This is a genomic window from Sphingomonas sp. Sph1(2015) (genome assembly GCF_001970915.1).
Classification (GTDB): Bacteria; Pseudomonadota; Alphaproteobacteria; order Sphingomonadales; family Sphingomonadaceae; genus Sphingomonas; species Sphingomonas parapaucimobilis.
The window spans coordinates 54268-78604 of the sequence record NZ_MQUI01000006.1 but is presented as its reverse complement, the minus strand read 5'-3'; the positions used below and the strand labels follow the sequence as shown (position 1 = coordinate 78604).

Genomic DNA, 24337 nt, shown 5'->3' with positions numbered 1-24337 from the left:
CCAAGGTCGCAACGATGCGTTTCCGGGTTGGAGTGGGGAGGGTGGTCTCTGCGAGGCCCCTTTGCCCTCCCCCATCCCCTCCCGCTTGCGGGAGGGGAGCGGTACGGGGCTGCCGTTACGCGCCACCGAAACCTATCAGCGGATGGAAAGGTCGGTCTGGGAACATGCCGTAGCTTCTAGGCACGCCCCTCCCGCAAGCGGGGGGGGATGGGGGAGGGTCACGGTGTCTCACCGAGCCCACCCCCCAGACGAAGATCAGTTCTTCGCCTTGTCCACCAGCTTGTTCGCGCCGATCCACGGCATCATCGCGCGCAACTCGCTGCCGACCTGTTCGATCGGGTGGCGCTTGGCGGCGATACGGCTGGCCTTCAGCTCGGGCTGGCCGGCGCGGTTGTCGAGCACGAAGTCCTTCACGAAGCGGCCCGACTGGATGTCGGCGAGGACGCGCTTCATTTCCTTCTTGGTCTCTTCGGTGATGATGCGCGGGCCGGTCTTGATGTCGCCGTACTCGGCGGTGTTCGAGATCGAGTAGCGCATGTTGGCGATGCCGCCCTCATACATTAGGTCGACGATCAGCTTCAGTTCGTGAAGGCACTCGAAATAGGCCATTTCGGGGGCGTAGCCCGCCTCGACCAGTGTCTCGAAGCCCGCCTGGACCAGCGCGGTCGCGCCGCCGCACAGCACGGCCTGCTCGCCGAACAGGTCGGTTTCGCACTCTTCGCGGAAGTTCGTCTCGATGATACCCGAACGGCCGCCGCCGACGCCCGACGCATAGGCCAGCGCCACGTCATGCGCATTGCCGCTGGCGTCCTGGTGGATCGCGATCAGGCAGGGCACGCCGCCGCCGCGCACATATTCGCTGCGCACGGTGTGGCCGGGGCCCTTGGGTGCGATCATGATGACGTCGATGTCCGCGGGCGGCTCGATCAGGCCGAAATGCACGTTCAGGCCGTGCGCGAAGGCGAGCGCGGCGCCGGGCTTCATATTGCCCTTCAGGTCGGCGTCATAGATCGCGGCCTGATGCTCGTCGGGGGCCAGGATCATCAGGATGTCGGCCCAGGCGGCTGCTTCCTTGTTCGACAGGACCTTGAAGCCCGCCGCTTCCGCCTTGGCGGCCGAGGCCGAACCGGGGCGCAGCGCGATCGCGACATTCTTGACGCCCGAGTCGCGCAGGTTCTGCGCATGGGCATGACCCTGCGACCCGTAACCCAGGATGGCGATGTTCTTTTCGGAGATCAGGTTCAGATCGGCGTCGCGATCGTAATACACACGCATTGGACTTCCCTTTCAAAATGGTTGGGCCGCTCAGGGCCTCGGATCGTTGAAAATGGGGTGGCTCAGGCCGCTTCTGCGCCGCGCGAGATGGCGGCGATGCCGGTGCGGGCGACCTCGACCAGGCCGACTTCGCCCATCAGCTCGACGAACTTGTCGATCTTGGCGATGCCGCCCGTGACCTCGAACACGAAGCTGCTGATCGTCGCATCGACCACGCGGGCACGGTAGACCTCGGCCAGACGCAGCGCCTCGATCCGGCGGTCGCCGGTGCCCGAGACCTTCACCAGCGCCAGCTCGCGCTCGACATGGTCGCCCAGAACGGTCAGGTCGGTGACCTTGTGGACGGGCACCAGTCGGTCGAGCTGGGCGATGATCTGCTCCATCACCGGCGGCGAGGCGCTGGTGACGATGGTGATGCGGCTGACGGCCTTGTCGGCGGTGATCTCCGACACGGTCAGGCTCTCGATATTATAGCCGCGCGCGGTGAACAGCCCGGCGATCCGCGCGAGAATGCCCGGTTCGTTGTCGACGATCACCGCCAGCGTGTGGCGTTCCACCTGTTCGGTCTTGATGTGCATTTCGTAATTCCTCCCCGGTACGGGGAGGGGGACCGCTCGCGCAGCGAGTGGTGGAGGGGGCTCTCCACCAATGCTGTACCAAGCGGCGATCCCCCTCCACCGTGCCGCTTCGCGTCACGGTCCCCCTCCCCGCGGGCGGGGAGGAGCTAAGAGTTACACCAGCGCCTTGGCCTCGTCGTCCATGGTGCCCGATACCTCATTGGCCTGCAGGATCATGTCGGTGTGCGCCGCGCCCGACGGGATCATCGGGAAGCAGTTGGCGAGCTTGGCCACGCGGCAGTCGACGATCACCGGTCCGTCATGGTCGAGCATCGCGGCGATGCCGTCCTCCAGCTGATCGCGATGCTCGATCAATATGCCCTTCCAGCCATAAGCCTCGCCCAGCTTCACGAAGTCGGGCAGCGAGTCCGAATAGCTTTCGGCATAGCGGCTCTCATAGGTCAGTTCCTGCCACTGGCGGACCATGCCCATATATTCGTTGTTCAGGATGAAGATCTTGACCGGCAGGCGATATTGCGTCGCCGTCGCCAGTTCCTGGATATTCATCTGGATCGAGGCTTCACCGGCAATGTCGATCACCAGCGCGCCCGGATTGCCCAGCTGCGCCCCAATCGCGGCGGGCAAGCCGTAACCCATGGTGCCGAGGCCACCGCTCGTCAGCCACTTGTTGGGCTTCTCGAAACCGAAATGCTGCGCGGCCCACATCTGGTGCTGGCCGACCTCGGTGGTGATGATCGGCTGGCGCGCCTTGGTCGCGTCGTACAGCGCGCGGATCGCGCGTTGCGGCATGATCGCGTCGCCCGCCTCGGGGAAAGAGAGACAGCCGACCGCGCGCCAGCCCGCGATGCGGCGCTGCCATTCGGTCGTGTCGGGCTTGGGATGCTGGCGCGACTTCCAGATGCGCACCGCATCCTCCAGCGCGTGGCCGACATCGGCGATGATGGCCAGGTCGACGCGGACATTCTTGTTCACGCTCGACCGGTCGATATCGACATGAACCTTGCGGCTGTTCGGGCTGAACGCATCCAGGCGGCCGGTCACGCGGTCGTCGAAGCGGCTACCCAGCGCGACCACGAGGTCGGCCTGGTTCATCGCCATATTGGCTTCATAGGTGCCGTGCATGCCCAGCATGCCCAGCCATTGCGGATCGCTGGCCGGGAAGGCGCCCAGGCCCATCAGGGTCGAGGTGACGGGCGCGCCGGTGATGCGGGCCAGTTCGCGCAGCAGCTGCGACGCGGCCGGACCCGAATTGATGATGCCGCCGCCGGTATAGAGGATCGGACGCTCGGCGGCCGCCAGCATGTCGACCAGCTGCTCGATCTGGCTCTGGTCGGCCTTCACCTGCGGGCGATAGGTCTTGTGACGGATCGGACCCGGCTTCTGATAGCGGGCGGTGGCGACCTGCACGTCCTTGGGGATGTCGATCACGACCGGACCGGGGCGGCCCTGGGTCGCGATGTGGAACGCCTCATGCACCACCTCGCCCAGACGCGCGGGGTCCTTCACGAGGTAGTTGTGCTTGGAGCAGTGGCGCGTGATGCCGACCGTGTCGGCTTCCTGGAACGCGTCGGTGCCGATCAGCGCGGTCGGCACTTGGCCGGTGATGACCACCATCGGGATCGAATCGAGCAGCGCGTCGGTGATGCCGGTGACCGCATTGGTCGCGCCCGGTCCGGAGGTGACGAGCACCACGCCGGGCTTGCCGGTCGAGCGGGCATAGCCCTCCGCCGCATGGGTCGCCGCCTGTTCGTGGCGGACTAGAATGTGGCGGATGCGCTTCGATCGGAACATCGCGTCGTAGATCGGCAGCACCGCACCACCCGGATAGCCGAAGACGACCTCCACGCCGAGATCGCACAGCGCCTCGACCAGGATATCGGCTCCGCTTTTCTCGGTCATCGTCTTCGTCCTTCTGCGTCCGTGCCCGCTGACGGGGCGTGTCGGGAATGGCGCGGCTACAAGTTTAAAAAGTGCGCGTCAACCGTCAAATGCGCAATAAAGTTTCTATTATGCTGCAACGCACATCGGGAGCTGTGTCGGAAATCATGGTCCAGTCGGGGCCGGGCTGGTGACGGAACCAGGTAAATTGCCTTTTGGCGTAACGCCTTGTAGCGAGCGCGCCCGCAGCCTCGGCCTCGGCGCGGGTCATGGTGCCCGCCAGCAGCGCTGCAGCCTCCGGCACGCCGATCGCGCGGCGGATGGGGGCGTCGGCGGGCAGGTCTGGGCGGGCGAGGAGCGCGGCGGCTTCGTCCAGCCCTTCGTCCAGCATCTCACCGAAACGCCGGTCGATCCGCGCGTTCAGCCAGTCGCGATCGGGCAGCAGGATGACGGCGGACAGGGCGATGCGGTCGCCGATGCCGCCCTCTTTATGCGCCTGCCAGTCACGCAGCGGGCGGCCGGTGGAGCGCACCACCTCCAGCGCACGGGCGACGCGGGTGGTGTCGGCGGGATTGAGCCGCGCGGCGGCGGCGGGATCCTCGCGTGACAGGGCGGCATGGGCCTCGGCGACGGGGAGCGCGCGGACTTCCGCGCGAATATCGGGGTCGATCTCGGGCACCGGCGCGATGCCGTCGAGCAGGGTGCGCATATAAAGGCCGGTGCCGCCGACCAGGATCGGCAGCGATCCCGCCGTAACGCTGTCGTCGATCGCCTTGCGCGCCTCCGCCGCCCAGCGCGCCGCCGAATAGCCGGTGTCCGCCCCGTCGACATGACCGAACAGCCGGTGCGGAGCCTGGGCTTCTTCGGCAGGGGATGGTCGGGCGGTCAGGATCGACAGGTCGCGGTACACCTGCGCCGAATCGGCATTGATGATCGTGCCGCCGGTCGCCTTGGCCAGATCGAGCGCCAATGCGGACTTGCCGCTGGCGGTCGGCCCTGCGATGAGCGCGACCCTGGGTCGGTCAGAGGAGTTCGCCATGTTCATCGCCACGCTGATAGCAGCCAAGGGCCGACTGGCCGATGCGGATTTGTCGATCGCGCAGGAGAAAATGGCGGCGGCGGGTTGCACCGTCACCGCGACGCGCTGGATCGACACGGGCATCGCGGCCGACCTCGACTTCACCGGCGATCCGCTGGCGGCGCGCGAGGCGCTGGAGGGCCGGTTCGAGGCGACCGATATAGTCGTGCAGCCTGCCGCCAATCGCGAAAAGCGCCTTCTGGTCGCCGACATGGACTCCACGATGATCACCGTCGAGTGCATCGACGAACTGGCCGACTATGCCGGGATCAAGGAACAGGTGGCCGAGGTGACCGAGCGGGCGATGCGCGGCGAACTCGACTTCGCCGCCGCGCTCGACGCGCGGGTCGCGCTGTTGGAAGGGTTGGACGAGAGCGTCATCGAACAATGCCTGGCCGAACGGGTCACGCTGATGGCGGGCGCCCGCGCGCTGGTCCGCACGATGAAGGCGCGCGGCGGTCATGCGATCCTGGTGTCCGGCGGCTTCACCCGCTTTGCCGAGCCGGTCGCGGCCGAGATCGGCTTCGACCACGCCATCGCCAATTACCTCGAGATCGCGCATGGCAAGCTGACCGGCACGGTGCGCAAGCCCATCGTCGGCTCGGACACGAAGGAAAAGACGCTGCTCGCCGCGCTCGACGAACTGGGCATCGGTGCAGGTGAAAGCATGGCGGTGGGCGACGGGGCCAATGACCTGGCGATGATCCGCCGGGCCGGTCTGGGCGTCGCCTATCGCGCCAAGCCGATCGTCGCGGGCGCGGCGGCGGCGCGTATCGACCATGGCGACCTGACCGCGCTGCTCTATGCGCAGGGCATCCCACGCGCGGAGTGGGTGGTCGGTTAAAAGGCCGTCCAACTATTCCTCCCTTTGCAGGAGAGGTGGCGCGCGCAGCGCGTCGGAGGGGTGTCCCCCTCTCGATAGCGCGACACCCCTCCGTCAGGCCTTCGGCCTGCCACCTCCCCTGCAAGGGGAGGAACGGGATTTTACGGCGCGACGACCACGCAGGGCTGGCCGGATCGGCGGCACGCGGCTTGCGCCGCGCCGCGATTGGGATAGCCGCCCGCCTGGAGCCGGGTGACGCCGCCCGCCGTCACGAAATAGGGCTGCGCACCGCCAAGGCGTCCGCGCACCTCTCGCCACAGGGCATCCGCATTGCCGCGATCGCGGAAGGCTCCCAGCTGGATGCGCCATGGCCCGCTGGTCGTGCGAGCCGGTGTCGGCCTGGCGGGGCGCGGCGCGGTGGTCCGCGCGGGCGTCGGTGCAACGGGCTTGCGCCGGTCGATCAGGTCGGACGCTTCCTCGCGGACCGGTGGCGTCTGGCTGGCAGACGCGCCGGGTGCCGGATAGCTGGCGCCATAGCCGGGCGTCGCCGGGCGTGACGGTGTGATCGGCACCGGCTGCACCGCCGGGCGCGTCTGCACGGCGGTACGGGCCGGGGTGTCGGCCGCTTTGGCCGGGGTCGGTTCGCTACCCACCGTCACCCGCTTCGCCCCGCTGGCGACAGGGGCGGGCAGGGCGGTCAGGCGGGCGCGATATTGCTGGGCCAGTTCGACGCCGTGCTGTCGGTCGGGCGGGGTGATATACTGGTCCATCTGCGCCAGCGTCTGAGAGGCGGCCTGCAACCCCGCCTGCGACGCCAGCGTCATCAGCGCATAGGCGCGCGGATAGTCGCGGGGCACGCCGTCACCGTTGAACAACATCGTGCCGAGCACCAGTTGCGCCCGCGGTTCGCCATGTGCGACCGACTTTTCCAGCCAGGGCGCGGCCTCGGTCTTCCGGCCCGCCTGGAACAGTGCGAGGCCGTAATTGTCGGCGGCCTGGACATGCCCCTGGACGGCAGCCTTGCGGAACCAGCTTTCGGCAAGCGCAGGGTCGAGCGGTACGCCGCGACCCAGCTTATAGGCCTGGGCGAGGTTGAACTGCGCATCGGCATCGCCCGCCACGGCGGGGCCGCGCCATTCCTCGACCGCCTTGCGATAATCGCCCTGCGCCCAGGCATCGACCCCGGCCTTCACGTCTGGCACGGCCAGCGCAGGCGTCGCGCTCAGGAAAACGGCCAGAAGAGCGGCGGGCGCGACCGTGCCGCCGATCGCGAATCTGCGCATCATCCTTCGTCCTTCCGCCCTTGTTGCACGCCATCCATGCCCCGCTGCCGGGCAAGGGTAAAGCGCTCAATGAAGGGGTTAACCGTTCCTTATAGGCTGGGGGCCTAGCGTGGGGGCCGATCGGGGAAACGGGTCATGCGCCGGGCGTATCGACCGCCTTCCCCCTGGGCCGAACCGGATGACCAAGATGACCACGTTCCGCACTCTCCTGTCCTGCAGCGTCGGCGTGTTGATCCTGGGGGGCTGCACCGCCGCCAGCCCGCGCACGGCGCGACTGAACGCGGAGGCCGGCCCGGCGCGGGCGAATGCCGCGCTCGCCGACCAGACCCGCCGGGTGCTGGCGCAGCGTGACGGCGACGCCGCGGTGGCGCTGGCCGAACGGCTGGTCGCGGCCGAACCCAGGGATGCGGGCTATCGTTCGCTCCTGGGGCAAAGCTATCTCCAGGCGGGTCGCTTCGCCTCGGCGCGGCAGGCCTTTACCGATGCCTTGCAGCTCGATCCCGCCGATGGCCGGGCCGCGCTGAACCTTGCGCTGGCGATGATCGCGGGGGGCAATGGGGCGGGTGCGCAGACGCTGCTCGACCGGCACGCCGCCGCCATTCCGACCGCCGACCTGGGGCTGGCGCTGGCGCTGGCTGGGGCGCCGGGCGAGGGCGTCCGCCTGCTGACCGCCGCCACGCGGGAGCCGGGGGCGAGCGTCAAGGCGCGCCAGAATCTGGCGTTGGCGCTGGCGCTGTCGGGGCAGTGGGACATGGCGCGCATGGCGGCGTCGGCCGACATGGCACCGGCGGATGTCGAGGGGCGGATGCGCGAATGGGCGGACTTCACCCATGCCAGTCCGGCCGACATGGTGTCGTCCCTGCTGGGTGTGCAGCCGTCGGTCGACACCGGCCAGCCGATCATGCTGGCGCTGAACGCGGCCCCCTCGGCGGCGGTGGTGCAGGACATGGTCCAGGCGCTGCCCCAGCCGGTCGTCGCGGCACCCGCACCCGCTGAACCGGCGGCGGCGCGCATCGTCTTCGCCGCGCAGCAGGAAATCGTCCAGCCGCTGCCCATGACCGCCCAGCGGACCGCGCGAACTCCGCCGTCGAGCCTGTTGCTGGCCCGGCGTGATGATGAACCGCAGCCCAGCGATCGGCGCATCGCGGCAGGCCCCGTCACGGCACCCGCCCTGCTCCGCCGGGCCGAGGAACGGCACATCGTCACGCGGCGTCGCGGCGACTGGAATGTCCAGATCGGCGCCTTCGGCAAGGCGGACGGCGCGCAAAAGGCGTGGGACCAACTGACCCGCCGTTTCGACGGCCTGTCGGGCTATGCCCCGCAGAGCGGCACCGTGCGCCTGTCGGGCGAGCGGCTTTACCGCCTGTCGGTCGGCGGGCTCAGCCGCGCCGATGCCGACTCACTCTGTCATCGTTATCGTGCGGCGGGGGGTGCTTGTTTCGTCCGGCGTCAGGGCGATGACCATATGGCGCAATGGGCGCGGCCGGGGATCGGCATCGCATCGCTCTGACATCAGACGGCTTCGCCTGCCGCGCGGCCGCTCGCCCAGGCCCATTGGAAGTTATAGCCGCCCAGCCAGCCGGTGACGTCCACCGCCTCGCCGACGAAGTGCAGCCCCGGCACCGCCTTGGCCTCCATGGTGCGCGAGGACAGCCCGGCGGTGGAGACACCGCCGACCGTCACCTCGGCCTTGGCATAGCCTTCGCTGCCATTGGGGTGGAAGGTCCAGTCGGCCAACCGTCCCTGCGCTGCCGCCAGCAGCTTGTCGGTCGCCGCGCCCAGTTCGGCGGGCAGCGCCAGCCGTTCCGCCAGCGTCTCCGCCAGCCGGTCGGGCAGGTGTTGGCCAAGCGCCCGGCGTGGACTGGTGCGCGGGGCGCTGCGCTTCAGGGCGACCAGCCAGTCGGGCGCGCAATCGGGCAGGAAGTCGATGCCGATCGCCTCGCCATGCCGCCAATAGGACGACACCTGCAGGATCGCCGGGCCGGACAGGCCGCGATGGGTGAACAGCGCCGCCTCGCGAAAACGCGTCTTGCCCGCGCGCGCCACGACTTCGGATGCCACGCCCGAGAGCGAGCGGAACAGCGTCTCCTCGCCGCCCAGCGTCAGGGGAACGAGGGCAGGGCGCGGCTCGACCACCTTCAGCCCGAACTGGCGGGCGAGGTCATAGGCATAGCCGGTCGCACCCATTTTGGGGATGCTCGGCCCGCCGGTCGCGACGATCAGGCGGGGGGCGGTGAAGGCCCGGCCGCCGCGCGTCACCCGGAATTGCGTGCCGTCATGCGCGACCGCCTCGACCGGCTGGCCGAGCGCGATATCGACCACGCCGCCGGACCGCGCGGCCCGGTCGCCTTCATCGAGCAGCATCGCCACGATCTGCCGCGCCGAACCGTCGCAGAACAGCTGTCCCAGCGTCTTTTCGTGCCAGGCGATGCCATGCGCCTCGACCAGTTCCAGAAAGTCGGCTGGTGTGTAGCGGCCCAGCGCCGATTTGGCGAAGTGCGGGTTCGCCGACAGGAAGCGGTCGGGCACGGTGCCGATATTGGTGAAATTGCACCGTCCGCCGCCCGAGATCAGGATCTTCTTGCCCGGCGCATCGGCATGGTCGACGACCAGCACCCGCCGCCCCCGCTGCCCCGCGCTGGCGGCGGCCATGAGCCCCGCCGCGCCCGCGCCGAGGATGATCGCGTCATAGTGTTGCATGAGCGGCGTTTAGTCGCGTGGGGGGCGATGCGATAGTGCCGTGTGATGACCGCTTGGCACGCCCCTCCCGCAAGCGGGAGGGGATGGGGGAGGGTAGGCCGCGAGCAATGGTCTCGGTGAGACTCCTTACCCTCCCCCGACCCCTCCCGTTTACGGGAGGGGAGAAGAAGGGAGTCCTCCCGCCTGCGGGAGGGGAGGAAGAAGGTCAGAGGGCTTTCACCTCCACCACCTCCACCGCGTCCGCCTTGCCTCCGAACGCCACCGTCTCACCCGCCATTGCGCCCATCAGGGCGCGGGCCAGCGGCGCGGCATAGGCGATGCGGTCGTGCGCGGGATCGGCCTCGTCATGGCCGACGATGGTCAGCGTCCTGCTTTGCCCGTTGAGGCGGATGGTCACCGTGCTGCCGATCCCGACCTCATCCTCGGCGGGGGCAGGGGCCAGCTCCGCCGTGGCGGCTCGGGTGTTCCAGTAACGCAGTTCGCGCTGGAGCCGGGTCCGTTCCTCGTCATCGGTCGCGGCGGCGACGGCGGCCTCGACCTCCGCCACTTTCGCGCGGGTCAGCTCCAGGCCACGCGAAGTGACCAGATTGGGGCCGGGCGGGATGGGCAGCTCGAATTTGGGTTCGAGATGCTCCTCATCGGATTCGCGGCGAAAGGCGACACTCATCGGGGATCAACGCATCGGGTCATGACGCGGCTCCATGACGGGCCGTTCGGTTCACCGCAAGCACGGCTTGAGTTTCTCGCCAATTGGTGTAAAGGGCCACGCTTTCACGGAACGCAAACAATCACCCGTGCCGCATGGGTGTATCCGCCAACCGAGAGGGATGGGTCCCTTGGTTCGGCGGTACGCGCTCCTTTTTCTGTCGGAGTCCCCATGCCTTTTTCTGCCTTGCCGCCGGTATTGTCGGCTGCCCTTTCCGCGCGTGGCTATACCGCGCCGACCCCCGTCCAGGCCGCCGTTATCGAGGATGACGCCCAGGGCCGCGACCTGATCGTGTCCGCCCAGACCGGCTCGGGCAAGACCGTCGCCTTCGGCCTCGCCATGGCCAGCGAACTGCTGAACGGCGGCGATCACCTGCCCCAGCCGGGCGCGCCGATGGCGCTGGTCATCGCACCGACCCGCGAGCTGGCGCTGCAAGTCAGCCGTGAGCTGGAATGGCTCTATGCCGGGGCGCGGGCGCGTATCGCGACCTGCGTCGGCGGCATGGACGCCTCGCGCGAGCGTCGTGCGCTCAGCCATGGCACGCATATCGTCGTCGGTACGCCGGGCCGTCTGCGCGACCATCTGGAGCGCGGCGCGCTCGACCTGTCGTCGCTGAAGTTCGTCGTTCTCGACGAGGCGGACGAGATGCTTGACATGGGCTTCCGCGAAGACCTGGAACAGATCCTCGACGGCACGCCCACCGAGCGCCGCACGCTCCTGTTCTCGGCGACCATGCCGCGTCCGATCGTGCAGCTGGCCAAGCGTTACCAGACCAATGCCAAGCGGATCGAGACGATCAGCGAGGACAAGGGCCATGCCGACATCGCCTATCAGGCGGTGACGGTGGCGCCTGCCGATATCGAGGCGGCGGTGGTCAACCTGCTGCGCCTGCATGAAGCCGAAGTCGCGATCCTGTTCTGCGCCACGCGCGACAATGTCCGCCATCTCCACGCCAGCCTGGTCGAGCGTGGCTTTTCGGCGGTCGCACTGTCGGGCGAGCATTCGCAGAACGAGCGCAACCATGCGCTCCAGGCGCTGCGGGACGGCCGCGCCCGTGTCTGCGTCGCGACCGACGTCGCCGCGCGCGGTATCGACTTGCCGGGTCTGACGCTGGTCATCCACGTCGAAATCCCGCGCGATGCCGAGGCTTTGCAGCACCGTTCGGGCCGTACCGGCCGTGCGGGTCGCAAGGGCACCGCGATCCTGATCGTGCCCTATCCGCGCCGCCGCCGGGTCGAGGGTATGCTGCGCGGTGCGCGTATCGATGCCGAATGGCGTCGCGCGCCGACGCTGGAGGAAATCCGCGCGCAGGACCGCGAGCGCCTGCTGACCGCGCTGCTGGCTCCGGTCGAGGTGGACGAGGGCGATCGTGAGCTGGCCACTCGCCTGCTTGCCGAGAAGTCGCCCGAGGATATCGCCGCCGCTTTGGTCCGCGCGCACCGCGCCGCGCTGCCCCAGGCCGAGGAACTGGTCGAGGGCGATGCTCCGGCCCCGCGCGAGCGTCGCGAAGGGTTTGACGACACGGCCTGGTTCCGCATGAGCGTCGGCCGCAGCCAGAATGCCGATCCGCGCTGGCTGCTGCCGCTGATCTGCCGTCGCGGGCACATCACCCGCAACGAGATCGGCGCGATCCGCATCCAGCCGAACGAGACGCTGTTCGAAATCCCGTCCGCGCTGGCGTCGCGCTTCATCGCCGCGCTGAAGCGGACCGAGGCGGACCATGCCGAGGACGATATCGCGATCGAGCAGGCCGATGGCCCGCCCGCCGGTGGTTCGGGCCATGGCGGTCCGCGTCGTGGTCCGGGCGGTGGCAATCGTCCGATGGGCGGTCGTCCGGCCGGTGGCCCCGGTGGCGGCCCGCGCCGCTACTCGCCGCGCCCCACCCAGGGCGGCCCGCGCGGTCCGCGTCGCGGCTAACCCTTAGCGGTTCAGCAAAAAGCCCTCCCCGAGATATCTCGCGGAGGGCTTTTTTATTCCTCCCCAAGCTGTGCTTGGGGAGGAGGACCGCCGGGCGCAGCCCGGTGGTGGAGGGGCGTGGTCCCTCACTGGCGTTGCTGGCCTTACCACCACTCGCTGACGCGAGCGGTCCCCCTCCCCATCGGGGATGGGGAGGATTTTTACGCGATCTCCCGTCCCGCCTTCCACAGCCGCAGCGCGCGGCCCTGCACCGGAAAGCCGTCGAACGGCGTATTCCCCGCCGAGGCGAAGGCGTCGCCCGACACCATCCATGGCGTGTCGGGGTCGAACAGCATCAGGTCGGCGGGCTTGCCCGGCTCCAGCGTGCCGGTGTCGAGTCCCAGCACCCTGGCGGGATGGCTTGCCAGCAGCGCGAACAGCCGGGGCAGGGTGATCCGCTCGTCACGCACCAGCATCAGCGCCAGCGGGAGCAGCGTCTCCGCCCCCGCCATGCCAGGCTCGGCATCGACGAAGGGCAAGCGCTTGGATTCGGGGCCGTGCGGATCATGGCCCGAGCCGATCACATCGATCGTCCCATCCGCGACCGCTGCCAGGGCCGCCTGCCGGTCGCTCTCGTCGCGCAAGGGTGGCGAGAGCCGGGCATAGGTGCGGAAATCGGTGACGGCGATATCGGACAGGTGAAGGTGCGCGGGCGTGATCCCGCACGTCACCTTCACTCCGCGCCGCTTGGCCGCGCGGATAAGGTCGAAGCCCGCCGCCGTCGTCACCTGGCGGATGTGCAGCTTCGCACCCGTTTCCTCGGCCAGCATCAGGTCGCGCGCAATGGCGAGCGACTCGGCGATGGCAGGTGCGGAGGGCAGGCCCAGGCGGCTCGCCGTCTCGCCTTCGGTCGCCACAGCCTCGGCGGCGAGGCCGCCATCCTCGGCATGGGTGATGACGGTGAGGCCCAGATCGGCGGCATAGGCCAGCACGCGGTGCATCACGCCCGAATCGGCGATCCAGCCGCGCCCGGTGCCGACCGCGCGCGCGCCGGCCGAGACACAGACCGCCATCTCGGCCAGGTCCGTCCCCGTCAGCGCGCGAGTCGCCGCCGCGATGGGATGAATCCACAGATCGGGCCGTCCGATCAGCGCGGCCCGCTGCACCACGCCGGGATCGTCCAGCACCGGCGACTGGTCGGGCATCAGGCCGATGCGAACGATCCCGCCCGCGCGCGCCGCCGCATTGTCGACCTTGAACACGCCCAGATCGATGATGCCGGGGGCCAGCATCTTGCCGCCGCAGTCGATGACCGTCGCGCCCTCGGGCGCGTCTCCGGTGCCGGTGATGACGCCGTCCTCGACCAGCAGGGTCGACCCACGAATCTTGCCGCCGACCGGGCAGATCAGCGTGGCGTTGGTAAAGGCGGTGATGCTCATGCCCAGCCCTCCAGCTTGCGGGCTCGGCGGGTCAGCACGTCCAGACAGGCCATGCGCACCGCGACGCCCATCGCGACCTGCTCGGTAATCGCCGATTGCGGGCCGTCAGCCACGTCCGAGTCGATCTCGACCCCCCGGTTCATCGGACCGGGGTGCATGACCAGCGCATCGGGCTTGGCACGCTTCAGCCGCTCGGCGGTCAGGCCGTAGCGCATCCGGTACTCACGGGTGGAGGGGATATAGCCGCCCGCCATTCGCTCATTCTGGACGCGCAGCATCATGACGACATCGGCGTCCTCGATGGCTTCGTCGAAATCGGTGAAGGGGGTGACGAACATCCGCTCGATCCCCTTGGGCATCAGCGTCGAGGGCGCGCAGACCCGCACTTCGGCCGCCAGCGCGGTCAGGGCGAGAATGTCCGAGCGCGCGACCCGGCTGTGCAGGATATCGCCGCAGATGACGACCTTCTGGCCCGCCACGCTGCCCCGGCGGCGGCGGATGGTCAGCATGTCGAGCAGCGCCTGCGTCGGATGCTCATGCCGCCCGTCGCCCGCGTTCAGGACCGGGCAGTCGACCTTGTCGGCGATCAGGCGGACCGCGCCCGACGCCATGTGGCGGATCACGATGACGTCGGCGCGCATCGCGTTCAGCGTCATCGCCGTGTCGATCAGCGTCTCGCCCTTCTTCACGCTCGACTGCGCGGCGTGCATGTTGACGACGTCCGCGCCCAGGCGTTTTCCGGCGATCTCGAAGGACAGAAGGGTCCGGGTCGAGTTCTCGAAAAAGGCGTTGATCTGGGTCAGGCCCGCCAGTCTTGTGTCGGGCGTATCGGTCGCGCCGCGATCGAGCCAGTGTTCCGCCTCGTCAAGCAGGAACATGATCTCATGCGGTTGAAGGCCGTCGATTCCGGTCAGATGCCGGTGCGGGAAAACGGCGCCACCCTGAATGAGCGTGCCGGGGCGATGATCCGAGGTCTGCATTAAAGCCGCCGGGTAGCGAGCGGCGGCGCGATGGGCAACCCAAATCCTCCCCAAGCGAGGCCTGGAGGAATGCTTCTACGCCATCACCAGCGCGTCGATCGCGGCTTGCAGGATATGCGCGGCGGCGAGGTTGTCGATCCGCTCGGCGCGCTTGGCGCGGCTCATATCCTGTTCGATCATCGTGCGTTCGACCGCGACCGTCGACCAGCGCTCGTCCCACAGCAATATGGGGCCGAGATCGGCGCAGTTGCGCGCGAAGCTGCGCGTCGATTGCGAGCGTGGGCTTTCGCTGCCGTCCAGGTTCAGCGGCAGGCCGATGACCAAGCCCTGCACGCCCTGCTGCGCGATCATCGCGATCAGCTGTTCCTTGTCCTTGGTGAACTTGGTCCGGCGGATGAGGGTGGCGGGGCTGGCGAAGCTCCACCCGGCATCGCACAGCGCGGTGCCGACCGTCTTGGTGCCGACGTCCAGCCCGATCAGCCGCCCGCCGGAGGGCAGGGCGTTACGAAATTCGGTACGGTCGGTGGTGATCAGGCTCATCGAAAGGCTTTCAAACGGCGATCCGCATCGGCGCGGACATTTGCCCAGAACAGGCTATAGTCATAGACGTGATAATTGTTGCCCGGCAGCACATAGGGGCCGACGCTCGGCCCCTCGCCGATGGTCAGGATGCCGCGCCCTTCGCACTTGGCGGGCACCTTGCCCGCCGCGATGGCGGCGGTCTTCAGGTCGGCGGACGGATAGAGCGTGCCCAGATTGGCGGTCGCAGGCGCAGCGACGCCGGCCGTACCCGTCAAGGGGTTGGTGCAGAGCATCGCGGTGTCCTTGCGAGGCGCGCCGGTGTAACCGTTGGTCTGGTCGAACACGTCGAGGATCAGCGACGGGTCGGCGGGTTCGCCGAAGCTCTGCCAGCTGAGGATGCAGCCGGTCTGGTCGGGTGCCGCACAGGCGGGCAAACCCATGGCGGGCAGGTCGGCGGTCATCGAGATCGGCCAGCCGACGACATAGGCCGCGACGATCCGCCGCTTGAGCGCGGGGTCCTTGGCCACCCGGTCGGTCAGCAGCCTCGACAGGTGCAGCGCGCCCTGGCTGTGCCCCGCCAGGATCAGCGGGCGGTTGGGATCGACCTGTTCCAGAAAGGCGGTAAATGCCGCGTCCACGTCGCGATAGGCGAGGTCGAGCGCGCGTTCGGCATCCGCCATGCTGGTCAGGAACGCGCCGAACGTCGCCTGGCGATAGCGCGGTGACCAGATGTCGCCCGACCCGTTGAAGGCGCTTGCCTGTCCGCGCAGGAACAGCTCGGCGCGGGCATTGGTCTCGGGATCGTCTAGCGGTGCGTTCCAGTGCGCCTTGCTGACATAGGACGTCGGATGGATGAAGAAGACCGCCGCCCCTCGGCCGGGCTGGCCGGGCATATAGCCAGTCGGCGTCCAGAGCGCCGGGTTGCCCGGCAGGTCGGGGCGCGCCAGCCACATCTTGCGATCGCGATATGCCTCGGCCCGTGTCGTCGCCTGGGTCTGGAACGACTCGGAGGGGACGGTCGACCAGCGGAGAAGCTGGTTGCCGAACAGGCGATAGGCAAAGGCCGCCGCGATCGTCAGCACGATGAGCGCCGCCACGACATAGAGGAATTTGCGCGCCAAATCATCACTCCGTTGTGCGGTGCAGCAAAACAGGACGGCCCGCAATTGCTATCCATGATGCCCCACTTGCCCCCATTGCAATCGCCAAGGCGGCAAAAGCGTTGCGCGAAGCCGCGCGGCGATGCTAGCCGCAAATCCATGTCCGTAGATACCGCAACCGTGAAGAAGATCGCGAGCCTCGCCCGCATCGCGATCACCGAGGAGGACGCGACGCGCCTCGCCCCCGAGCTTGGGAATATCCTGGGCTGGATCGAGCAGCTGGGCGAGGTCGACACCCAAGGGGTCGAGCCGATGACCGCGGTCATCCCCAACCAGCTTCGCCTGCGCGACGACGTCGTCAATGACGGCGGCATCCGCGACCTCCTCATGCAGAATGCGCCGCAGGCCGAACATGGCTTCTTCACGGTGCCCAAGGTGATCGAATAATGACTGATCTCACCACACTCGGCATCGCCGCCATCCGCGACGGCGTGCGCGACGGCCAGTTCAAGGCGCGCGAAGTCGCCGAGGCCTTCAACGCCAAGGTCGCGGGCGCGAAGGCGCTCAACGCCTTCCTGGTCGAGACCCCGGACCATGCGCTGGCCGCCGCCGATGCGGCCGATGCCGCGCTTGCGGCTGGCGAGACGCTCAAGCCGCTCGCGGGCGTGCCGATCGGCATGAAGGACCTGTTCGCGACCAAGGGCGTCGCGACCACCGCGGCGAGCAAGATCCTGGAAGGCTTCGTGCCGCCCTACGAATCGACGGTGTCGCAGAATCTGTGGAATGCGGGCGCGGGGATGCTGGGCAAGCTGAACCTCGACCAGTTCGCCATGGGCTCGTCCAACGAAACCAGCGCGTTCGGTAACGTGATTTCGCCCTGGCGGCGCCCGAACGACACCGCTCCGCTCGCCCCCGGCGGGTCGTCGGGCGGGTCGTCGACGGCGGTGTCGGCGGGGTTGGCTCCCGGCGCGACCGGCACCGACACCGGCGGCTCGATCCGCCAGCCCGCCGCCTTCACCGGCATTTCGGGCATCAAGCCGACCTATGGCCGCTGTTCGCGCTGGGGCACGATCGCCTTCGCCTCCTCGCTCGACCAGGCGGGGCCGATGGCGCGCGATGTGCGCGACTGCGCGATCATGCTGGAGGCGATGGCGGGTTTCGACGCCAAGGACGCGACCTCGCTGAAGCTCGACGTGCCCAACTGGGAAGCTGCGCTGTCGGCGGACCTGAAGGGCAAGCGTGTCGGCGTGCCCAAGGAATACCGCGTCGACGGTATGCCCGCCGAGATCGAGGCGTTGTGGCAGCAGGGCATCGCCTGGATGCGCGATGCGGGCGCGGAGATCGTCGAGGTCTCGCTGCCGCACACCAAATATGCGCTGCCCGCTTACTACATCATCGCGCCTGCCGAGGCGTCGTCCAACCTCGCCCGCTATGACGGCGTGCGGTACGGCCTGCGCGACCTGCCCGAAGGGGCGGGCCTGCAGGACATGTATGCCGCGACCCGCGCCGCCGGGTTCGGCGACGAGGTGAAGCGTCGCATCCTGATCGGCACCTACGTCCTGTCGGCGGGCTTCTACGACGCCTATTACACCCAGGCGCAGAAGGTCCGCACGCTGATCGCCCGCGATTTCGAGCGTGCCTTCGAGCAATGCGACGTGCTGCTCACCCCGACCGCGCCCTCGGCGGCGTTCGCGCTGGGCGAGAAGCAGGCCGATCCGCTGGCCATGTACCTCAACGACGTGTTCACGGTGCCCGCCTCGCTGGCCGGGCTGCCCGCCATGTCGGTGCCGGGCGGGCTGGACAAGGACGGGCTGCCGCTCGGCCTTCAGATCATCGGCAAGCCGCTGGACGAGCAGGGCGTGCTGAACGCCGGGCTCGCCATCGAGCAGCGCGCGGGCTTCACTGCCCGTCCGCAGGCCTGGTGGTAAGCGACCGCGCCTTTTCGGCCCGCAACATCGCCGTGTTGCGGGAGGCGCAGGGCGCCCTGAACGTCGCGTTCGGGGCAATCCTCAGCGCCTATGTCGGCGTGTCGCTGAACCATATGGAAAGCCAGCCCTTCGACCATCACACGCTGGCGCGCTTCTTTCTGGGCGTGGCGGGCTTCATCCTGTGCCTGTGCGTCGGCAACAGCGTGATCCTGCGCGGTGAGGTGCGGCTGGGCGTCCTGTTCCTGCTGCTGGGCGCAGGCGCGGCCTATATCGGGTTGCGCGAGGCGCGGCATCTCGGTTTCGAGACGTCCGTCCTGCGCATCCTGTCGACCTGCTGGATCGTCGCCCTGCTGGGCAGCAACGCCGTCCTGACGGCGATCAACTATCTTCATCATCGAGATCGAACATGAGCGAATATCGCATCCAGGGCGCGACGGGGGAATGGGAGGTCGTGATCGGCCTGGAAGTCCATGCCCAGGTCACTTCCAACGCCAAGCTGTTCTCCGGCGCGGCGACCGCGTTCGGTGCGGAGCCGAACACCCAGGTCTCGCTGGTCGACGCGGCGATGCCCGGCATGCTGCCCGTGCCCAACATGGAGTGCATCCGCCAGGCGGTGCGCACCGGCATGGCCATCGATGCGCAGATCAACAAATGGTCGCGCTTCGACCGGAAGAACTACTTCTACGCCGACCTTCCGCAGGGTTATCAGATCAGCCAGCTCTACCACCCGCTGGTGGGTGAGGGCGCGATCGAGATCAGCCTGGACGAAAAGAATCCCGACGGCCCGACCAAGTCGATCGGCGTCGAGCGTATCCATGTCGAGCAGGATGCGGGCAAGCTGATGCACGACCAGCATCCGACGCGCTCCTATGTCGACCTCAACCGCTCGGGCGTCGCGCTGATGGAAATCGTCAGCCGCCCCGACATGCGTTCTCCGGCAGAAGCAGGGGCTTATCTGCGCAAGCTGCGCGCGATCCTGCGCTATGTCGGGTCGTGCGACGGCAATATGGAAGAAGGCTCGATGCGCGCCGACGTGAACGTGTCGGTCCGCAAGCCCGGCGACGAATTCGGCACCCGGACCGAGACGAAGAACGTCAACTCGGTCCGCTTCGTCATGGCAGCCATCGAATATGAGGCCAAGCGCCAGGTCGCGGTGCTGGAGGACGGCGGCAAGATCGTCCAGGAAACCCGCCTGTTCAACGTCGAGAGCGGCACCACCCGCTCGATGCGATCGAAGGAGGATGCGCATGATTACCGCTACTTCCCCGATCCCGACCTGCTGCCGCTGGAGCTGACCGACGCGTTCCTTGAGGAATGCCGCGCCAGCCTGCCCGAGCTGCCCGATGCCAAGCGTCGCCGGTACGAGGCGCTGGGCCTGACCGCCTATAACGCGGGCGTGCTGACCGCCGAGGTCGAAACCGCGCGCTGGTTCGATACGCTGCTGGGTGCGCTGGAAGGCTCGCAGGCCAAGCCCGCACAGGCGGCGAACTGGGTCGCGGCCGAGCTGTTCGGCGCGCTGAACCGGCTGGGGAAGGACATCACCGAGAGTCCGGTGTCGCCTGCCCAGGCCGCCGAATTGCTGGCGCTGGTCGCCGACGGCACGCTGTCGGGGAGTCTCTCAAAGCAGGTGTTCGAGATCATGCTGGAGACGGGCGATGGTCCGTCGAAGATCGTCGAGGAGCGCGGCCTCAAGCAGACCAGCGACACGGGCGCGATCGAGGCGGTGATCGCCGAGGTTCTGGAGAAGAACCCCAACCAGTTGGGCCAGTACCGCGCGGGCAAGGACGCGCTGTTCGGGTTCTTCGTCGGGCAGACGATGAAGGCGATGGGCGGCAAGGCCAACCCGGCGGTGGTGAACGACCTGTTGAAAAAGGCGCTGGCCGGGTGATTTAGCGCCGCTCCCCCTCCTTCTCCCCTCCCGCAGGCGGGAGGGGCCGGGGGAGGGCATTGAGCCTCGCAGAGGACGTGGCCTGTGGCTTTCCCTCCCCCATCCCCTCCCGCCTGCGGGAGGGGCGTGCTTCTGGGCGGGCCGTTTACGCTATCGTGAGCTGAGCTTTGGATTCAGCAAACGGTCTGCGGCAACCCTCACACCTCACCCCGCGCATCTCCCCTCCCGCAAGCGGGAGGGGTCGGGGGAGGGCAACGGTGTCTCACCGAGACTACCCCCTCAATTACTGCGCATCCAGATCCTGGTTCCGCACCACGCCGCCGGTCCCGCCGACGCCGTCATGCTCGCCGGTATCGGTAAACGTTACCGGCTCCTCACCACCCTCACCGCGCTTCACCGCATCGGAACGCGCCTCGACAGCCTGTTCGATATCGCTGCGCGGGTCTTCGCGCGGCGGGCTGTCCGGGTTGTTCTCCGGCGCTTCGCCGGGCGGGCTGTCGGGATGGTTTTCGAGGTTGGTCGCCATGATCGGCTCCTCTCAGATCTGGGGCGGCTGGGCGGTGCCGGGATCGCCCGGACCCACGCCGGGGGCGGGCTGGTCGATATCCGGGCCGGGCGGCACGATTTCGGGCGGCGGCGTGTCGGGTTGCGCCGGTTGGGTCGGCTGCGGGCTTTCGGGCGGGGGCTGAGTAGCCATGATCGCTCTCCGTTTCTGGGGCTGGGGAGGGCATAAACGCACTGCGCGCACCGATGTTGCCTGTTGTCCCTTGCCGAAGCCGCCCATGGTGATATAGACGCGCGCCCATCGGCGGTGTCCTCGTGCGGGCGTGGCGGAACTGGTAGACGCGCTGGATTTAGGTTCCAGTATCGTAAGATGTGGGGGTTCGAGTCCCTTCGCCCGCACCAGTCCCCGGTCACAACGGGGCGACAGCCACACGGAATTTCTCCAGATTGAAGGCCTTTAGATGCAGACTGTCGAGACGCTGAACGAGGGGCTGAAGCGCGCCTACACGCTCACCATCACTGCCAAGGACATCGACGGTAAGGTCGATGCCGAGCTGAAGCGGATCGCTCCGCAGATGAAGATGCCCGGCTTCCGCCCCGGCAAGGTCCCGGCGAACCTGGTTCGCAAGATGCACGGCCCGGCGCTCCTCCAGGACGCGCTGAACACCGCGCTGCAGGAAGGCGTGCAGTCGCTGATCGCCGACAAGAACCTGCGCCCCGCGATGCAGCCGCAGGTCGAGCTGGTCGGCGAGTATGAAGAGGGCAAGGACGCGACGCTGAACGTCACGCTCGAGGTTCTGCCGACCGTCCCGACCCCGGCGATCGACGCGCTGAAGCTCGAGCGCCTGACCGTGCCGGTCGCCGACGAGGCGGTGGACGAGCAGCTTCAGAAGTTCGCCGACCAGCAGAAGCGTTGGGACGATGCGGCCGACAAGGCCGCGGCGGAAGGCGATCAGGTCACCGTCGACTTTGTCGGCAAGACCGCCGATGGCGTCGCCTTCGAGGGCGGCTCGGGCGAGGACATGGCCGTCGAGATCGGCGGCGGTCGCCTGATCCCCGGTTTCGAGGAGCAGCTGGTCGGCGTGAAGGCCGGTGAAGAGAAGCAAATCTCGGTCACCTTCCCCGAGGACTATCCCGCCAAGGACCTGGCCGGTCAGCCCGCGACCTTCGACCTGACGATCAAGTCGGTGAAGACCGCTGGCGAAGCCAAGGTCGACGACGAGATGGCGAAGAATCTGGGCCTGGAAAGCCTGGAGCAGCTGCGCGGCCTGCTGAAGGGGCAGATCGAGCAGGAGCATAACGGCCTGACCCGCACCTATATGAAGCGCAAGCTGCTCGACCAGCTGGCCGATGGCCACGACTTTGAGGTTCCGCCGTCGATGGTCGAGGCCGAGTTTTCGCAGATCTGGGCGCAGCTCGAGCATGAAGCCACGCACGAGGAAGACCCCGAGGCCGCCAAGGCCGAGATGGAAAAGGAGCGCGACGATTATAAGAAGATCGCCGAGCGCCGCGTCCGTCTGGGCCTGCTTCTCTCGGAAATCGGTCAGGCGAACGGCGTCGAAGTGACCGCGCAGGAAATGAACCGCCTGATCGCCCAGGCCGCGCAGCAATACGGCCCGGAAGATCGCCAGCGCTTCATCCAGTATGTCCAGCAGGAGCCGATGGCCGCCGCCCAGCTTCGCGCGCCCCTGTATGAGGACAAGGTCGTCGACTTCCTGTTCGGCAAGGCCGAGATCACCGACCGCGAGACCACGCGCGAGGAACTGGAAGCCGCGATTGAGAGCGAGGATGGCTTCGCGTCGGGCACGCACGTCCACAATCATGACCACGACCATGATCATGACCATGGCAAGAAGAAGCCCGCAAAGACGAAGGCCAAGAAGGCCGATGCCGACGTGACCGAGGAAGCGGTCGCTGACGACGCCGAGAAGAAGCCTGCCCGCGCCAAGAAGGCGGCTCCGGCTGAGGACGAAGCGGAAGCGGCCGAGGAAGCCCCCGCGAAGAAGCCGCGCGCCAAGAAGGCCGCTGCTCCGGCGGAAGGCGAAGCGGACGCCGCCGAGGCGCCCGCCAAGAAGCCGCGTGCCAAGAAGGCTGCGCCGACCGAGTAAGGACGGCCTGCGCGGGCTTCGGCCCACCGATTGATAAAGAGGGCGGCCGCGCAAGCGGTCGCCCTTTTGTCGTTCAGGTCCGCCGTGCTTTTAAAATAAGATGATACGATATGGACTTACCCCTCCCCTTCAGGGGAGGGGGCGGGGGTGGGGCGCCTCCACGAATTCCGCGCTTGTGGCGAGGCCCCACCCCCACCCCAACCCCTCCCCTTCAGGGGAGGGGCTCGCGTTAGTTCAAGGCAATATCATCACGGTCAAGAATCGGGCGTCGAGCAGCGGCGATGACGAAACAGGCGGCGAGCAGCGGCAGCAGCCACAGCACCCGGCTCTGGTAACGATCATCGGGGCCGGACAGATCGCCGGTGATGGCCGCGTTGAGCAGGAGCGTCGCAACGACCAGCCCCGCCAGACCCAGCAGCCGCCACCGCCGACGGCGTATCGCCCAGACGAGCATCAGGGGCAGCAGCAGGACGACGGCCATCGCCACCGCGACGTCGGGTACGAATTTCAGCGGATCGAGCGCCCCGCGCTGTTGCCGCGACACCGCAAACGCCCGGCAGGCATCCGGCAGTCGGGCTTTCAGGATGTGGGCAATCTGCATGTCGGCGGCATAGGGCGGCAGCACGCCCTTGCGAACGGTCACCAGTTGCTCGGCAAACCCCCGCCACGCCAATGCCGCGAAGCCGCCGGGATCGTCGTGCAGGACCCTGCGAATGATTGTCCGCTGTTCGGCGACCGCGCCTGCCCGGTCGTGATGGAGCATCGCGCCAATCGGTGAGCGCTGGTCCCAGAGATAGGCCTGACCCGGCTTGGCGATCGACGGGTCGTCGACCAGCGGCCGCACGGAGCAATGGGCAAGCGCCCGTTCGCGACAGAGCCGCGCCAGCGTCGGTTGCGCCACATGTCCGTCAAAGAGGCGTGCGAGCAGGAAGGTGTCGGACGACAAAGCGGGCCTGAACTCATACCCCGCCACCCGGTTCAGGCCGCTCAGACCCATCAGCGTCAGGGCGATGGCCAGCGCGGCGGGCAGGGATCGCCGGATCGTCTCGCGCCACCCCGTGCCGCTTATCAGCATGGCGACCGCCGCCAGCCCCAGAAGCCCCGCCGCCAACAGCACATGGCTGAGATGCACCGCGATCAGCAGCGCCAGCACGGCGGCCAGTCCGACGCGCTGCCATAGCGGCGTATCGGAAGGGCGGGCGAGCAGCGCGAACAGGACCAGCGGCACGAAGCCGGTGGCGATGTCGGGCATGATCTGGCCGACGAACCAGGGCAGGCTGCTCCCCAGGGCCAGAAGGGCGCAGGTCACGACCAGATTCTGCGCGTTGAGGCGGCCGCCACCGATGGCCAGCGTCATCGCGATGATCAGCACGCTGCCGATCGCCTGAACCGCGACGATCCCCCAGACCCCCGTGAGCCACAAAGGCAATCCGATCGCGAGGCCGTAAACGGGCGGCCGATCGGTCGGGTAGAAGAGGTCGAGCGGTATCCGCAAATAGGTGCCCGAATCGGCGAAGACCAACGGGAAGCCGTTGGCGACCGCGACCCAGGACAGGATCGCCGCCCCCAGCACGACCGCAGGCGTCATCCGCCATGATATTCCGGGGCGCCGTCGATCCGGCTTTGACTCGTTCATGGCGCAGCTTAGGGA

Annotated in this window: 22 protein-coding genes and 1 tRNA gene; 9 read left to right on the top strand and 14 right to left on the bottom strand. The window is 68.0% G+C overall.

From position 1 onward, the window contains the following. Positions 1-255: 255 nt before the first annotated feature. The 4 genes from ilvC to miaA form a co-directional block, all read right to left on the bottom strand. Positions 256-1275, bottom strand: coding sequence for a ketol-acid reductoisomerase (ilvC, locus tag BSZ14_RS04295; protein WP_042489895.1), 1020 nt, complete (start codon positions 1273-1275; stop codon positions 256-258). Positions 1276-1337: 62 nt separating this feature from the next. Then, positions 1338-1853 (bottom strand): acetolactate synthase small subunit, encoded by a 516-nt coding sequence (ilvN, locus tag BSZ14_RS04290; RefSeq protein WP_076709953.1) that lies wholly within the window; start codon positions 1851-1853, stop codon positions 1338-1340. A gap of 153 nt (positions 1854-2006) precedes the next feature. Continuing rightward, positions 2007-3752 (bottom strand): acetolactate synthase 3 large subunit, encoded by a 1746-nt coding sequence (locus BSZ14_RS04285; RefSeq protein WP_042489891.1) that lies wholly within the window; start codon positions 3750-3752, stop codon positions 2007-2009. 85 nt (positions 3753-3837) lie between these two features. After that, positions 3838-4770 carry a tRNA (adenosine(37)-N6)-dimethylallyltransferase MiaA gene (miaA, locus tag BSZ14_RS04280; RefSeq protein WP_076709952.1) on the bottom strand — a complete coding sequence of 311 codons (933 nt, stop codon included), beginning with the start codon at positions 4768-4770 and terminating at the stop codon, positions 3838-3840. Here miaA and serB point away from each other — a divergent pair. Continuing rightward, positions 4769-5653, top strand: a complete 885-nt coding sequence (gene serB / locus BSZ14_RS04275) for a phosphoserine phosphatase SerB (RefSeq protein WP_076709951.1) — start codon at positions 4769-4771, stop codon at positions 5651-5653. The two genes, miaA and serB, sit on opposite strands and share 2 nt — an antisense overlap. Positions 5654-5793: 140 nt before the next feature. On the opposite strand, the gene BSZ14_RS04270 is transcribed toward serB, so the two are convergent. After that, positions 5794-6918, bottom strand: coding sequence for an SPOR domain-containing protein (locus BSZ14_RS04270; protein WP_241823629.1), 1125 nt, complete (start codon positions 6916-6918; stop codon positions 5794-5796). 175 nt (positions 6919-7093) lie between these two features. On the opposite strand from BSZ14_RS04270, the gene BSZ14_RS04265 reads away from it, so the two are divergent. Beyond that, the gene (locus BSZ14_RS04265) at positions 7094-8425 is read left to right on the top strand and encodes a tetratricopeptide repeat protein (RefSeq protein WP_241823628.1); all 1332 of its coding nucleotides are present in this window, start codon (positions 7094-7096) and stop codon (positions 8423-8425) included. Positions 8426-8427: 2 nt separating this feature from the next. On the opposite strand, the gene BSZ14_RS04260 is transcribed toward BSZ14_RS04265, so the two are convergent. Then, positions 8428-9615, bottom strand: coding sequence for an NAD(P)/FAD-dependent oxidoreductase (locus tag BSZ14_RS04260; protein ID WP_076709950.1), 1188 nt, complete (start codon positions 9613-9615; stop codon positions 8428-8430). A gap of 205 nt (positions 9616-9820) precedes the next feature. Then, positions 9821-10282, bottom strand: a complete 462-nt coding sequence (locus tag BSZ14_RS04255; protein ID WP_076709949.1) for a GreA/GreB family elongation factor — start codon at positions 10280-10282, stop codon at positions 9821-9823. Positions 10283-10492: 210 nt separating this feature from the next. Here BSZ14_RS04255 and BSZ14_RS04250 point away from each other — a divergent pair, with 210 nt between their 5' ends. Continuing rightward, on the top strand, positions 10493-12238 hold the full coding sequence (locus tag BSZ14_RS04250; RefSeq protein WP_076709948.1) for a DEAD/DEAH box helicase: 1746 nt from the start codon (positions 10493-10495) through the stop codon (positions 12236-12238). 200 nt (positions 12239-12438) lie between these two features. On the opposite strand, the gene BSZ14_RS04245 is transcribed toward BSZ14_RS04250, so the two are convergent. From BSZ14_RS04245 to BSZ14_RS04230, 4 genes are all read right to left on the bottom strand, one after another. Next, positions 12439-13656: a dihydroorotase gene (locus BSZ14_RS04245; RefSeq protein WP_076709947.1), complete on the bottom strand. Its 1218-nt coding sequence runs from the start codon at positions 13654-13656 to the stop codon at positions 12439-12441. Next, positions 13653-14537, bottom strand: coding sequence for an aspartate carbamoyltransferase catalytic subunit (locus BSZ14_RS04240; protein ID WP_241823633.1), 885 nt, complete (start codon positions 14535-14537; stop codon positions 13653-13655). The genes BSZ14_RS04245 and BSZ14_RS04240 overlap by 4 nt, the downstream gene beginning before the upstream one ends. A 174-nt stretch (positions 14538-14711) precedes the next feature. Continuing rightward, entirely contained in the window at positions 14712-15176 is a 465-nt protein-coding gene (ruvX, locus tag BSZ14_RS04235) for a Holliday junction resolvase RuvX (RefSeq protein WP_167334721.1), read from the bottom strand. Then, complete coding sequence (locus BSZ14_RS04230) at positions 15173-16279, bottom strand: DUF3089 domain-containing protein (protein ID WP_076709945.1); 1107 nt, start codon at positions 16277-16279, stop codon at positions 15173-15175. The genes ruvX and BSZ14_RS04230 overlap by 4 nt, the downstream gene beginning before the upstream one ends. Positions 16280-16417: 138 nt before the next feature. Between BSZ14_RS04230 and gatC the strand changes: the two genes are divergently transcribed. Genes gatC through gatB form a run of 4 tightly spaced genes read left to right on the top strand, consistent with a single transcriptional unit; the run spans position 16418 to position 20074 of the window. Next, entirely contained in the window at positions 16418-16705 is a 288-nt protein-coding gene (gene gatC, locus BSZ14_RS04225) for an Asp-tRNA(Asn)/Glu-tRNA(Gln) amidotransferase subunit GatC (RefSeq protein ID WP_037568622.1), read from the top strand. Continuing rightward, entirely contained in the window at positions 16705-18186 is a 1482-nt protein-coding gene (gatA, locus tag BSZ14_RS04220; RefSeq protein ID WP_076709944.1) for an Asp-tRNA(Asn)/Glu-tRNA(Gln) amidotransferase subunit GatA, read from the top strand. Before gatC ends, gatA begins: the two co-directional genes overlap by 1 nt. Then, positions 18180-18596: a hypothetical protein gene (locus BSZ14_RS04215; RefSeq protein ID WP_174435549.1), complete on the top strand. Its 417-nt coding sequence runs from the start codon at positions 18180-18182 to the stop codon at positions 18594-18596. The genes gatA and BSZ14_RS04215 overlap by 7 nt, the downstream gene beginning before the upstream one ends. Further along, complete coding sequence (gene gatB, locus BSZ14_RS04210) at positions 18593-20074, top strand: Asp-tRNA(Asn)/Glu-tRNA(Gln) amidotransferase subunit GatB (RefSeq protein WP_042489874.1); 1482 nt, start codon at positions 18593-18595, stop codon at positions 20072-20074. The genes BSZ14_RS04215 and gatB overlap by 4 nt, the downstream gene beginning before the upstream one ends. Before the next feature lie 283 nt (positions 20075-20357). On the opposite strand, the gene BSZ14_RS04205 is transcribed toward gatB, so the two are convergent. Beyond that, on the bottom strand, positions 20358-20600 hold the full coding sequence (locus tag BSZ14_RS04205; RefSeq protein WP_076709943.1) for a hypothetical protein: 243 nt from the start codon (positions 20598-20600) through the stop codon (positions 20358-20360). Positions 20601-20612: 12 nt separating this feature from the next. Continuing rightward, positions 20613-20771, bottom strand: coding sequence for a hypothetical protein (locus BSZ14_RS19845; RefSeq protein ID WP_167334720.1), 159 nt, complete (start codon positions 20769-20771; stop codon positions 20613-20615). Between the two features lie 124 nt (positions 20772-20895). Between BSZ14_RS19845 and BSZ14_RS04200 the strand changes: the two genes are divergently transcribed. Both BSZ14_RS04200 and tig read left to right on the top strand, forming a co-directional pair. Beyond that, positions 20896-20980: transfer RNA gene (locus tag BSZ14_RS04200), tRNA-Leu, on the top strand. Between the two features lie 59 nt (positions 20981-21039). Next, positions 21040-22686, top strand: a complete 1647-nt coding sequence (tig, locus tag BSZ14_RS04195) for a trigger factor (protein ID WP_076709942.1) — start codon at positions 21040-21042, stop codon at positions 22684-22686. 229 nt (positions 22687-22915) lie between these two features. Here tig and BSZ14_RS04190 read toward each other — a convergent pair whose 3' ends face one another. Then, entirely contained in the window at positions 22916-24322 is a 1407-nt protein-coding gene (locus tag BSZ14_RS04190) for a hypothetical protein (RefSeq protein ID WP_206744326.1), read from the bottom strand. Between the last annotated feature and the right edge of the window lie 15 nt (positions 24323-24337).

What these genes read in the sequence shown, in the direction of transcription:
- ilvC (WP_042489895.1), bottom strand. Translation starts at nt 1,275, where the DNA reads ATGCGTGTGTATTACGATCGCGACGCCGATCTGAACCTGATCTCCGAA.
- ilvN (WP_076709953.1), bottom strand. Translation starts at nt 1,853, where the DNA reads ATGCACATCAAGACCGAACAGGTGGAACGCCACACGCTGGCGGTGATC.
- BSZ14_RS04285 (WP_042489891.1), bottom strand. Translation starts at nt 3,752, where the DNA reads ATGACCGAGAAAAGCGGAGCCGATATCCTGGTCGAGGCGCTGTGCGAT.
- serB (WP_076709951.1), top strand. Translation starts at nt 4,769, where the DNA reads ATGTTCATCGCCACGCTGATAGCAGCCAAGGGCCGACTGGCCGATGCG.
- miaA (WP_076709952.1), bottom strand. Translation starts at nt 4,770, where the DNA reads ATGGCGAACTCCTCTGACCGACCCAGGGTCGCGCTCATCGCAGGGCCG.
- BSZ14_RS04270 (WP_241823629.1), bottom strand. Translation starts at nt 6,918, where the DNA reads ATGATGCGCAGATTCGCGATCGGCGGCACGGTCGCGCCCGCCGCTCTT.
- BSZ14_RS04265 (WP_241823628.1), top strand. Translation starts at nt 7,094, where the DNA reads ATGACCAAGATGACCACGTTCCGCACTCTCCTGTCCTGCAGCGTCGGC.
- BSZ14_RS04260 (WP_076709950.1), bottom strand. Translation starts at nt 9,615, where the DNA reads ATGCAACACTATGACGCGATCATCCTCGGCGCGGGCGCGGCGGGGCTC.
- BSZ14_RS04255 (WP_076709949.1), bottom strand. Translation starts at nt 10,282, where the DNA reads ATGAGTGTCGCCTTTCGCCGCGAATCCGATGAGGAGCATCTCGAACCC.
- BSZ14_RS04250 (WP_076709948.1), top strand. Translation starts at nt 10,493, where the DNA reads ATGCCTTTTTCTGCCTTGCCGCCGGTATTGTCGGCTGCCCTTTCCGCG.
- BSZ14_RS04245 (WP_076709947.1), bottom strand. Translation starts at nt 13,656, where the DNA reads ATGAGCATCACCGCCTTTACCAACGCCACGCTGATCTGCCCGGTCGGC.
- ruvX (WP_167334721.1), bottom strand. Translation starts at nt 15,176, where the DNA reads ATGAGCCTGATCACCACCGACCGTACCGAATTTCGTAACGCCCTGCCC.
- gatC (WP_037568622.1), top strand. Translation starts at nt 16,418, where the DNA reads ATGTCCGTAGATACCGCAACCGTGAAGAAGATCGCGAGCCTCGCCCGC.
- gatA (WP_076709944.1), top strand. Translation starts at nt 16,705, where the DNA reads ATGACTGATCTCACCACACTCGGCATCGCCGCCATCCGCGACGGCGTG.
- gatB (WP_042489874.1), top strand. Translation starts at nt 18,593, where the DNA reads ATGAGCGAATATCGCATCCAGGGCGCGACGGGGGAATGGGAGGTCGTG.
- BSZ14_RS04205 (WP_076709943.1), bottom strand. Translation starts at nt 20,600, where the DNA reads ATGGCGACCAACCTCGAAAACCATCCCGACAGCCCGCCCGGCGAAGCG.
- BSZ14_RS19845 (WP_167334720.1), bottom strand. Translation starts at nt 20,771, where the DNA reads ATGGCTACTCAGCCCCCGCCCGAAAGCCCGCAGCCGACCCAACCGGCG.
- tig (WP_076709942.1), top strand. Translation starts at nt 21,040, where the DNA reads ATGCAGACTGTCGAGACGCTGAACGAGGGGCTGAAGCGCGCCTACACG.
- BSZ14_RS04190 (WP_206744326.1), bottom strand. Translation starts at nt 24,322, where the DNA reads ATGAACGAGTCAAAGCCGGATCGACGGCGCCCCGGAATATCATGGCGG.